Source organism: Rhodothermales bacterium, from assembly GCA_034439735.1.
GTDB lineage: Bacteria > Bacteroidota > Rhodothermia > Rhodothermales > JAHQVL01 > JAWKNW01.
The window spans coordinates 1-10,495 of the sequence record JAWXAX010000173.1; the positions used below are offsets into that span (position 1 = coordinate 1).

Consider the following 10,495-nt stretch of genomic DNA (forward strand, 5'->3'; position numbering starts at 1 on the left):
GGATGCCGACGAGGGCTTCTTCGGCCTCCGGGCTGGGGAGGATGACGGTCGGGGCGGCTTCGCCGGAGTAGGGGATGTTACCGAATTCGTTGACGCTATTGAAGAAACCAAAGAGTTCGAAGTATTCCTTCTGCGTGACCGGGTCGTATTTATGGTCGTGGCAGCGGGCGCACTGCATCGTGATACCCATAAAGGCCGTCCCGACGGTCTGGACACGGTCGGCCACATATTCGACGCGGTATTCCTCCGGCACGATGCCGCCTTCCTGGCTCTGCATGTGGTGGCGGTTGAAGGCCGTGGCGAGCAGCTGCGTTTTGGTGGGGTTCGGGAGGAGGTCGCCGGCCATCTGCCAGGTGACGAATTCGTCGAACGGCTGGTTGATGTTGAACGACTCGATGACCCAATCGCGCCAGGGCCAGACGTTGCGCATGCCGTCGTCCTGGTAGCCATGGCTGTCGGCGTAGCGGGCGACATCGAGCCAGGCGCTGGCCATCTGTTCGCCATAGGCCGGCGAGGCGAGGAGCCGGTCGGCGACCCGTTCGTAGGCGCCCGGTGCATCGTCCGCGAGGAAGGCATCGATTTCCTCGATGGTGGGGGGCAGACCCGTCAGGTCGAACGTGACGCGCCGGATGAGCGTCTCGCGGGAGGCTTCGGGAGCGGGGGTGAGACCTTCGCGTTCGAGCCGGCTCAGGACAAAGGCGTCAATTTCGTTGCGGACCCGGGCGGAGTCGTCGGCGGCCGGCGGCGCGGGTTTTTCGGGGAGGATGAAGGCCCAGTGGGGCTTATACACGGCGCCCTGTTCGATCCAGCGGATGAGGATGGCTTTTTCGTCGGCCGTGAGGGCGAGGTTGGATTCGGGCGGCGGCATCTGCGTCTCCGGATCGTCGGATACGATCCGGTGGAAGAGCATGCTCCGGCCGGGCTTTCCATTGACGATGGCGTACTTGCCTGGAGACTCCGTCAATTCGGCCTTCGCCTGTTCCTCGAGATCGAGCCGGAGGCCGGCCTCGCGTTTGTTCGCGTCCGGTCCGTGGCACGCAAAGCAGCGGTCCGACAGGATGGGGCGGACGTGGTAGTTGAAGTCGATCGTCTCCGGGAGCCGATTTTCAGCCTCCAGGACATCGGCCGGCTTATCGGGCGCGCAGCCGGCGAGGAGTACGAGGGCCAGGACAGGGAGGAGACGCATGGGTTGTGCGGTATGCTGAATGCAGCGCTTGATACGCAAAAGGGGTAACGTGGGATCACTAATGTACGCGACGAAAGCCACAGATTCAGCTACTTGAACGGGCACTTTGCGAGTTGACGTGTCGTTACAACGGCCACGCACACCACGCGCTACCCCATGAAACCGACCGACGACACGACATCCAGCCCGCTGTCCTTTTTTCGCACGCTGACTCTGTTGGCTGTGTTGTCGACCGCCAGTGAAGTGCGGCACGGCATCCGGGAGCGCCGTGCGGGCAGGGATCCATCGGATCAGGAGCAGGCGGATCGTGCGATAGACGGTTTGCTGCAGGCCGGAGTGGAGCTGGCCGGCCATCTGATGCAGATCCGATCAGGTCTGGTCATTTCGGTCGTCGAAGGCGATGAAACGGCCGTCGCGGCCACCCGGCATATGCTCATCGTGTTGCGCTACAATCGGGTGTTGCGCCTGTTGCATCGGGTGCATCAGGGGTTGTTGAGCCTGTATCCGGCCGTCTCGGAAGACGTGGTGGAAGAGGCCAGGGTGTTCATGGCGCGGTGTCAGCGAATCATGCACGATGAACTGGAGGCGAGTTATGAAGAGCAGGTGCTGTTGATCGACCATCTGCTCGATTTTTCGGTCCGCATGGAACGCACCGTGCGGTCGTTGCCGGCCGCATGAGGCGCCGGCCCGTCATCAATCCCCCAACCCTTACTGGAATGGCAGCACAAGCCCTGGAAGTCGCCACGATCGGCGGCGGGTGTTTCTGGTGTATCGAGGCGGTGTATTCGCCGCTCAAGGGCATCGAGAAGATCGTCTCCGGCTATGCCGGCGGGCATAAGCCCGATCCTACCTACAAAGAAGTGTGCACCGGCACGACAGGCCACGCCGAAGTCGTCCAACTCACGTTCGACCCGTCCGTGATCCCGTTTAATGACGTACTGGAGATCTTCTTCGCCATGCACGATCCGACGACGCTCAATCGCCAGGGAGGAGACGTCGGGACCCCGTATCGATCGGTTGTTTATTATCATGATGATGCGCAGAAGCGCACCGCCGAGTCAGTGATCGCCCGTCTCACGGCCGATGAGGTGTTCGACGATCCCATAGTAACGCAGGTTGAGCCACTGGATGTGTTCTGGCCGGCGGAGTCGTATCATCAGGATTACTTCGCCCGGAACAGCTACCAGCCCTATTGCATGGCCGTCATCGCGCCGAAGGTGATCAAGTTGCGGGAGAAATACGCCGCGCGGCTGGCAGCAGGGTAAGATTAGAGATTGAGAAACTGTTGGGATTTCCCCAATCCAAGGCACGGTCATCCCCGCGAAGGCGGGAAACGAGCGAAGCGACTTACGAAGTAATCCAGCCGTCAGAATGGCTTTTTTCTGGGTCCCCGCCTGCGCGGGGATGACTTGCTATTAGTGAAATCTGCAAAATCTCTACAATTTCTAAAGACTTGATATTAAAGGAGTTTGGGGTGAGGGGAAATCAAAGACTGACGGGTGAAACATGGATCGTCGATCGTTTATGGCGCAGTGCGGCACGTTGGGTTCGGCCGCGTTATTGACCCCGCTACTCGATAGCCGCGCCGCGGTGGCGGCGCCCAAAGCGTCGGCGGCCATTCGGGTGGGCGTGATCGGGTGCGGCAGTGTGTCGGGGGTCTATCTACCCCATCTCACGAAGTCGTCGCACGTCCAGGTCGTCAGTGTATGCGACCGGGTTCCGGAGCGTGCCGAGCAGCGGGGCGAGGCGTATGGCGTCGTGCATCGGTATCCGAACATCGATGCGATGCTGGCCGGCGAGCCGTTTGATCTGCTGGTGAACCTGACGGACATGCAGGAGCACGGGCATCTGAACAAACAGGCGCTTGAGGCCGGCAAACACGTGTGGAGCGAGAAGCCGATGGCCAACACGTACGCTGAAGGTTGGCGGTTACTGGAACTGGCGATCGAGAAGGGGTTGCGGATCTGGGGCGCGCCGGCGGTGGTGACGAGCCCGCATTTTGCGTTTATGTCAAAGGCGATCCAAGAGGGCCAACTCGGACGCGTCGCGGCGGCACACGCCACGTACGGGCATCTGGGGCCGACCTGGTCGTCGTTTTTCTACGAAGAGGGCGGCGGCAGCCTGCCCGACCTCGGAGTGTATAACCTGACGACGCTATCAGGGCTGCTGGGCCCGGTCCGCGCCGTGGTGGCCATGACCGGCGTGATCACCCCGATGCGGCGAATCGACGAGAAGGGCGACGTAAGGGTGGTGGCGGAGGACAACGCCATGGTGATGATGGACCACGGGAACGGGACCTTCTCACACGTCCAGAGCGGGTTCAACTACTTCGATCCGCACGGTCACGAAGGCGCCGGCCAGGACCGGTCGACGATCTCGCTGGTGGGTACCGGTGGCGCGATGCAGCTGATCGGGTACGACTGGGAGCCAAACGGCGTCGACCTCGCCACGCAGGAGCGGCAGTCCTTCGAGCGCCACGTGAAGGACGCCGAGGGCTACGTGTGGGAGCAAGGCGCGTCGTATGTGGCCGAGTGCCTGGCGACAGGCAAAGAATCGCTCATCCGCCCCGAACACGCGTTACACGTGCTCGAGATCATCATCGCGGCGCGCGAGTCGCAGGAGACCGGCCGGCGGGTGCCGATCCAGTCAACGTTCAAGTGGCCGGTTTTGTAACCCCCTACAATTCCCCCCGCTTCATCGCCCCCACCGCATAGTCCACCGCGCGGGCTGTCAGCGCCATGTAGGTGATGGACGGATTCTGGCAGGGGGCCGAGGTCATGCAGGCGCCGTCGGTGACGAACACATTCGAGACCTCGTGCAGCTGGTTGCGGCCATTAAGGACGGAGGTCTTCGGATCGCGCCCCATGCGGGCAGTACCCATTTCGTGGATGCCGAGGCCCATTTCCGCGCCGATGCCGCCGGGCACGTGATCATCGTAGGATGAAACGTTGGTGGCGCCGGCGCGCTCAAGCATTTCGGCCATCGATTCGGCCATGTCCTTGCGCATGGCCAGTTCGTTGGGACCCCATTCCGCGTGGAAGCGGAGGGTGGGGATGCCGTAAGGGTCGCCCGCGGCGTTGTCGAGTGCTACATAGTTCTCGTGGCTGGGCAGCGTTTCGCCGAAGCCCGTCATGCCGACGCGCCAGGGGCCAGGGTCGCGGAGGCGGGCCTTGAGGTCGGCCCCGAAGCCGGGTTCACCGGCGCCGCGGCCCCAGCTTGGCCGGTAGGCATCGCCTTCGATCCCGTATCCACGGACGAAGTCCTTCATCTCCGTATTTCCGCCGATATTGCGGTAGCGGGGGATGTAGAAGCCGACGGGCCGGTTGCCGTAGTAGTAGGAGTCCTCCAGACCCGGCAGTTCGCCCGAGGCGCCGACATGAAAGTGGTGATCCATGAGGTTGTGTCCCAGTTCGCCGCTGGCATTGCCGAGTCCGTCGGGGAAGCGATTCGACCGGGAATTGAGCAGGATATGGGTGGAGCCGAGGGTGGATCCGCAGAGGAAAATGACCGGCGCGTTAAATACGAGGTCCGATTTCGTTTCCGCGTCGATGACGCGGACGCCCGTCGCGCGGTCGGTTTGTTCGTCGTAAACGATGCTGTGGACGATGCTATGGGGGCGTACGGAGAGGTTGCCCGTGGCGGCGGCGGCCGGCAGCGTCGAGGTGAGGCTGCAGAAGTAGGATCCTGTCGAGCACCCGCGCCAGCAGGGGCCGCAATAATGGCAGGGGAGGCGGTCGCCGATGGGCTCGGTGAGGATGGCGCAGCGGGCGATGGTGAGATAGCGTTCCGGGTAGTGGGCGCGGATGCGTTCGCGGAGGTAGAGCTCGCCGGCGTTGAGCGGCATCGGCTTCTGGAACTGGCCGTCCGGGAGGTGGGCGAGGCCGAGTTTTTCGCCGGAGACGCCGGCGAAGCGCTCGACATAATCGTACCAAGGCTCGATATCGGCATACCGAATGGGCCAGTCTACACCGATGCTCTGGCGGGCGTTGGCCTCGAAGTCGAGGTCGCTGAAACGGAATACGTACCGTCCCCAGGTGATGGACTTCCCGCCGACCTGGTCGCCACGCACCCAGGTGAAGGGTTTGTCCTCGATGTAGGGGCTTTTCGAGTCCTTGAAGAAGAAGTGGTCGATGGTGTCGTCCAGGAAGCCGGTGCGTTTCTGGATGGCGTAGTCGCGGTCGCGCACGTCAGGGTCGAGCCGGCCTCGGAGGGGGAATTCCCAGGGCGCTTTGTGCTCGGTTTCGTACGAGGCGATGTGTTCGACCGGCCGGCCGCGTTCGAGGACGAGTGTCTTGAGCCCTCTTTCGGTCAGTTCCTTGGCGGCCCAGCCGCCGGAGATGCCGGAGCCGACGACGATGGCATCGTAGGAGGTTATTTCTTGAGGCATGGCGGAGCCGCGACGGAGGTGGGGAGGTATACGAGTTCGAGAAGGTAGTGTATGTAGGAAGAGAAAGTCACCCATGCACGAGGCGACAGCGCGTTTGGCGGAGGGAAACCGGTCGGCGCTTCAGTAGCTCGGTAGGTTCAGTTTGTAACGAAGTTGTGTCTGAGGGTATGTATGTCGTTGGAAATGTGTCTGGATAAGGTATATCCCGGTCCGCCAGACCCGAAGGGTCTCGAAGCGTTCGCGTGGTATTCATCGTCGACGTTTCAAGACCCTTCGGGTCTACGCCGATGAGCAGGAAGGAGTGGGCCGCCGGGCTGTTTCTGGCGCTGACGGTAGTATCCTCGGCGGCGGCCTTTCTGGCCGGCCCGCTGGTGCCCTGGGCACCCTTCCGGATCGGTTACACGGAGTACCGCTCGGTAAAGGCGGTCCTGATCATGCCCTCGACTACGCTGCCGCCGGTTCCGTTGGACCGTCTGGATGCCCTGATCGGCGAGGTGGAGGCGCAGACTGGGCTCTGGCTTGAATCGCCGGTGCGTATCGTCGTCGCCGGCTCGTGGGGGTTGTTCAACCGGGGGGCTTTGCTTGGGCTGAGCAGTAGTGTCGGGGAGCATACGGGCCGCACCCTGCCTACCGGCACGGTCGTCTATCTTTCACCCCTTGCCTCGCAGCCGGGCCAGGAGGCCGCGAACGCGCTAAAGCACGAAATCACACACGCTGTGTTGTTTCAGCAGATGTCGCTTGCCCGGAGCATGGCCTTTGCGAAGCTGGAGTGGCTGTCGGAGGGACTGGCGGCGTACATCGCCACCGGGAGCTTGGGCGGTTGGGAGGTTGAGTGGAGCCGGATGGCCATCGCCGAGGCGTACCTGTACCCGGTGACGCGTGATGCCGGGTTCGAGGCGATTACCGAGGCGGACCGTTCCCGGTTCGTCCGGGAGACGCGGCGGCAGTTTGTCCGCTACCTCATGACGCGGTATGGCGCCGACGCTTTCTATCTCTTTCTGGATCGGGTGCTGGCCGAGCCGGATCAGCAAGCGGCGGCATTTCGGGATACCTTCGGCGTGACTCCGGACGAAGCCGATGCGGCATTTATGCGGGAAGTAGAAGCCGGCACCTGGCCGTTTCAGGCTCTGGCTTTCCCTGCTCCGGCTTTCCCTGCTCCGGCGGGTTTCCTGCCTTGAGGGCCATGTTTCCGTGGGGGTAGGTCTGGCGGAACATAGGGGGTCTTGGTTGGATATGTAAACGAATAGCCGGCTCGTGCCGCCAGGTCTCACCTTCGTCCGATCCGCATGACATCCTCCAGTAGAGCCCTATTGATTGACCGTTGTCTCCCTGTCGGTTTGATTGGGATAGGCGTATTCCTTGCGGTTTTTATGCTGGGGTGTGACACAGTTGTCCCGGGCGAGGATATACCCTTCGAAAAGGTGGATGGCATCAACACCATGCAACTTTCGTCGCAATTATCAGGCACGCGGGTCTTCCGCTCGGCTGCTGAATGGGAGGCCTTTACCGAAGAACATCATATCTGGCCCAGACCATACGTTGATTTTTCGTCGCACATCCTTCTGGGGATTTTCTGGGGAGATACCTTTTATGGGGGATGCCACGGACATGCGGAGGCCATTGAGAGCATCCATGAGTTTGGGGGTAAGCTCTTTGTGGAGATCGGTCCGATGTCAGATCTAGGAATTTGCCGGGCCATCGTATTTCCGAGGCAAATTGTCCAGGTCGCACGTGTCGATCTTGATGTGCAGTTTATTGGTGAAGTGCCCGGCGATACGTGGAAGTTTGTCGAAGTCGACTGAGTTGTTCTCGTTTTTGAGTTGCTGTTTTGCCTGAACCACCAAGCGCCGCAGAGGTACCTTTATCTTGCAGCACCCTTGGGAGTTCTTCGAGGTGATGCAATTGTAACGAACTTGTGTGGAATCATGAATGATTGGTCAGAAAAGTATCTGGTACGAATATAGGCGACGCAGAACCAAAGGGTCTCAAACCTCGGCGTTATCATGAAGATACAGCGGTTCAAGACCCATTGGGTCTTTGTCGAACTCGTTTTTTTGACCCTCGTAATCGCCGGCCCCGTACAGGCCCAAGATCACCCCGCCCGCGTCCGCGACCTCGTCGTCCGCCTCGGCCTGGTTGATCAGGCACGCCACCAACTCGAATCCCATATCTACACCCTCCGCGATGCCCGCCCGGATGTCTTCGGGGAATTCTGGGTCGAGTTTATGTCGACCGTCCGCACCGACCGCCTCGTCGACACCCTCACCATTCACCTTGCCGCCTCCCTGACCGAAAACGACGCCCGGGCCCTCGAACACTTCGCCGCTACGCCCGATGGGCTTGACGCCCTCCAAGCCTTAACCCGCGCAGCGCCCGAGGTGGCCGCGCTACTGGACCAGTGGCGCGCCGGCATCGACCGGCGGCTGGACGATGAACTGGCGAAACTGGTGGAGAAATAACGAGCCGGGGTGATCCTCAACATCGCCGCTGGCACCAATCGGCCCGTCGAACGTCTGGTGAGGTATGAATTTAGGCCCTGACAAGAGCGCTCTAACAGGGTTATATTGCTCTTTTCCCGGGTTCATACACCGACCGTGATGAAAGCGCATCTCCTCTTTGTGGCCCTGACCACCATGGCAAGCCTGGCAGCGGCCCAACCGTATACAAAATTGTTCGACCCCAACCCTCCCAATGAGGCGGTGTTTGGAAAAGCCATTGTATTCAGTGAGGGCGAGCTGCTGATAGGGAGTGCGGCAGATACAGAAAAGGGCGCTTACGCCGGCGTAGTGCATGTGTACTCCATTGTGGATGGCGATTGGCAGGAGACGGATCGCATTATGGATCCTACCGGCCAGGCCGGCGATGTGTTTGGCGCTGCGATGGATACCCAGGACAGTCTGCTCGTGGTTGCCGGCTATACGAGCGACTTCGTGCATCTTTATGTGCGACGCCAGGGCAGATGGGTGGCAAAACAAGTGCTGATTGAACGTGATACCAACACCTCCGATTTCTGGGGGCCGGTAGCCATAATGGGGGATTTCATTTTCGTGGCGACCATTGGGAAGCGTTTCGGTATGTATAGCTTTTGGGATGGTGGAGAAGTAGTGGTCTTCAAACGAGAGGGCGATGAATGGAGGTTATCTCAACGTCTGTCAGCATCAGCCGAGATCGAAGGGTTCGATGGGAGTTATGGATCTCCATTTTGCGTAGCGGGTGACGTCCTCGTCGTCGGTGCGCACCGCGATTTTGAAGGCGGGGATTGGGCGGGAGCGGCCTATGTTTATGTGCTCGAAAACGGTGTGTGGAGCGAACAGGAAAAAACCGTTTCCCCGAGTATCGAAGCGTACGATCAATTTGGGAGGATGCTGGGATGTAGCCCGGACGAGGTGGTGATCTCCTCATACAAAGCGCACAAAATGCGTCGTTTAAAGTCCGATGGGGGAATCTGGACGGAGCAGGACGCCGGCGTTACTCCCCCCTCCTCTCCTCAAGCCTCCACGTTTCTCACCCAGATCGCCTTTGCGGCCGATCGCCTTTTTATCGGGGGTGAAGAACAGTTCGGTGATAGCCTTTCGTATGTGGGCACCCTGTACGAGTACGCCCGTGAGGGGGATGATTGGGTATTGGAGCACACATGGAATGCACCTGAACCCAGTCAGGGCGACGGTTACGGGTATGTTCTCGCCGTTGACGAAAACTATGTCGCCGTTTCGGCACAATATGAGGATCGCGAATGGATCAATCCGATCGACGGGACCATGCGGTACGGGGATGAGGTGGGTTCTGTGATCGTCTACCCGAGAGCCGATTTTTTGGCTACAACCGTCGAGGATTTACCCTCAACACATTCCGCCGTCACGCGGCTTCAGCCGCCGTTTCCGAATCCATCGCGGGAACGTACGACGCTGACCTATTCAGTTGATCTACCCTCGCGCGTGGTCGTGCGGATTGTTGACACCATGGGCCGTGCCGTGGTTACGTTGATCGATCAAACAATGTCGACCGGCAAGTACTCGATTGCCTGGGACGGCCGGCTTTCGGACGGCCGGCAGGCGCCGAGCGGGGTGTATCTCGTCGAAATGATTGCCGGCCAGGAACGTGAGGTGCGGAAAGTGGTCCTCGTGCGCTAACTTCCGGGGTGTTCTTCGTCGATCTCACCTTTCCAATCCCCCCATGACCCTCGCCGCCGCCCGCCGGCTCTTCGCCTACAACGCCTGGGCCACCGCCCGCATCTTCGAAGCCGTCGCCCCGCTCACCGAGGAGGAATGGAGCCGGGAGATGGGGAACAGCTTCCCGACCATCCGCGACACGGTATGCCACATCGTTAGCGCCGAGTGGGTGTGGCTGCATAGATGGCAGGGGAATAGCCCGATGGCGCCGGAGCCCTGGACGAAGGAGCCCACGCGGGCGCTGCTTATCGAGAAACAACGGGAGATCGAGGCGGACCGCAACGCCTTCATCGCCGCGCTGAGCGAGGCGGATCTCGCCGGCGAACGCCCCTACATCTTCATGAGCGGCAAAGGGGGCAGCCTCCCGCTCGGCACGCTCTTTCAGCACCTCGTGAACCACGGCACCTACCACCGCGGGCAGGTCACCACGCTGCTCCGCCAGATCGGCCGGCCGGCGATCGGGACGGACCTGCTGTTTTTTGCCATGGAAAACCCGGAGTAATTCGATACAGCCGGCCGTTCCGCTGGTCGATACCATGGCGCGGGTTGATGGGAATCCGTCAGGGGTTTCTTATCATGATTGCCGTACGCTCTCTGTCGGTTTCTCCTCGTCGCTTCCCGTTGCCTGCCATGCGCCGCTCGATCCCCCTGCTGTTTCTGCTGGCGTTGCCGTTCGCCTGTGCCCCCGAACCCGCCACCCCGCCGGCGCCCGACCTCTACACCTTCAACCGGACGCCCCTCGCCGAGACGCCC

Annotated in this window: 10 protein-coding genes; 8 read left to right on the forward strand and 2 right to left on the reverse strand. The window is 61.0% G+C overall.

All coding sequences use genetic code 11. From position 1 onward, the window contains the following. A partial coding sequence (locus tag SH809_13380; protein ID MDZ4700695.1) for a DUF1549 domain-containing protein occupies positions 1-1,186 on the reverse strand: 1,186 nt, incomplete at its 3' end. A 156-nt stretch (positions 1,187-1,342) separates the two neighbouring features. Here SH809_13380 and SH809_13385 point away from each other — a divergent pair. From SH809_13385 to SH809_13395, 3 genes are all read left to right on the forward strand, one after another. After that, complete coding sequence (locus SH809_13385) at positions 1,343-1,864, forward strand: hypothetical protein (GenBank protein ID MDZ4700696.1); 522 nt, start codon at positions 1,343-1,345, stop codon at positions 1,862-1,864. 38 nt (positions 1,865-1,902) lie between these two features. Beyond that, positions 1,903-2,451: a peptide-methionine (S)-S-oxide reductase MsrA gene (gene msrA, locus SH809_13390; GenBank protein ID MDZ4700697.1), complete on the forward strand. Its 549-nt coding sequence runs from the start codon at positions 1,903-1,905 to the stop codon at positions 2,449-2,451. Positions 2,452-2,692: 241 nt separating this feature from the next. Further along, a complete protein-coding gene (locus SH809_13395) occupies positions 2,693-3,859 on the forward strand; it encodes a Gfo/Idh/MocA family oxidoreductase (protein ID MDZ4700698.1) in 1,167 nt (388 codons plus the stop codon). Between the two features lie 4 nt (positions 3,860-3,863). Here the strand turns inward: SH809_13395 and SH809_13400 are convergent, their stop codons facing one another. Beyond that, positions 3,864-5,573 carry a GMC family oxidoreductase gene (locus tag SH809_13400; protein ID MDZ4700699.1) on the reverse strand — a complete coding sequence of 570 codons (1,710 nt, stop codon included), beginning with the start codon at positions 5,571-5,573 and terminating at the stop codon, positions 3,864-3,866. 287 nt (positions 5,574-5,860) lie between these two features. On the opposite strand from SH809_13400, the gene SH809_13405 reads away from it, so the two are divergent. From SH809_13405 to SH809_13425, 5 genes are all read left to right on the forward strand, one after another. Continuing rightward, positions 5,861-6,751, forward strand: coding sequence for a hypothetical protein (locus SH809_13405; GenBank protein ID MDZ4700700.1), 891 nt, complete (start codon positions 5,861-5,863; stop codon positions 6,749-6,751). A gap of 108 nt (positions 6,752-6,859) precedes the next feature. Then, positions 6,860-7,375, forward strand: a complete 516-nt coding sequence (locus SH809_13410; protein ID MDZ4700701.1) for a hypothetical protein — start codon at positions 6,860-6,862, stop codon at positions 7,373-7,375. 201 nt (positions 7,376-7,576) lie between these two features. After that, positions 7,577-8,032: a hypothetical protein gene (locus SH809_13415; protein ID MDZ4700702.1), complete on the forward strand. Its 456-nt coding sequence runs from the start codon at positions 7,577-7,579 to the stop codon at positions 8,030-8,032. Between the two features lie 138 nt (positions 8,033-8,170). Next, on the forward strand, positions 8,171-9,703 hold the full coding sequence (locus SH809_13420; GenBank protein ID MDZ4700703.1) for a T9SS type A sorting domain-containing protein: 1,533 nt from the start codon (positions 8,171-8,173) through the stop codon (positions 9,701-9,703). 43 nt (positions 9,704-9,746) lie between these two features. After that, positions 9,747-10,244, forward strand: a complete 498-nt coding sequence (locus tag SH809_13425; GenBank protein ID MDZ4700704.1) for a DinB family protein — start codon at positions 9,747-9,749, stop codon at positions 10,242-10,244. Positions 10,245-10,495 lie beyond the last annotated feature (251 nt).

What these genes read in the sequence shown, in the direction of transcription:
- SH809_13385 (MDZ4700696.1), top strand. Translation starts at nt 1,343, where the DNA reads ATGAAACCGACCGACGACACGACATCCAGCCCGCTGTCCTTTTTTCGC.
- msrA (MDZ4700697.1), top strand. Translation starts at nt 1,903, where the DNA reads ATGGCAGCACAAGCCCTGGAAGTCGCCACGATCGGCGGCGGGTGTTTC.
- SH809_13395 (MDZ4700698.1), top strand. Translation starts at nt 2,693, where the DNA reads ATGGATCGTCGATCGTTTATGGCGCAGTGCGGCACGTTGGGTTCGGCC.
- SH809_13400 (MDZ4700699.1), bottom strand. Translation starts at nt 5,573, where the DNA reads ATGCCTCAAGAAATAACCTCCTACGATGCCATCGTCGTCGGCTCCGGC.
- SH809_13405 (MDZ4700700.1), top strand. Translation starts at nt 5,861, where the DNA reads ATGAGCAGGAAGGAGTGGGCCGCCGGGCTGTTTCTGGCGCTGACGGTA.
- SH809_13410 (MDZ4700701.1), top strand. Translation starts at nt 6,860, where the DNA reads ATGACATCCTCCAGTAGAGCCCTATTGATTGACCGTTGTCTCCCTGTC.
- SH809_13415 (MDZ4700702.1), top strand. Translation starts at nt 7,577, where the DNA reads ATGAAGATACAGCGGTTCAAGACCCATTGGGTCTTTGTCGAACTCGTT.
- SH809_13420 (MDZ4700703.1), top strand. Translation starts at nt 8,171, where the DNA reads ATGAAAGCGCATCTCCTCTTTGTGGCCCTGACCACCATGGCAAGCCTG.
- SH809_13425 (MDZ4700704.1), top strand. Translation starts at nt 9,747, where the DNA reads ATGACCCTCGCCGCCGCCCGCCGGCTCTTCGCCTACAACGCCTGGGCC.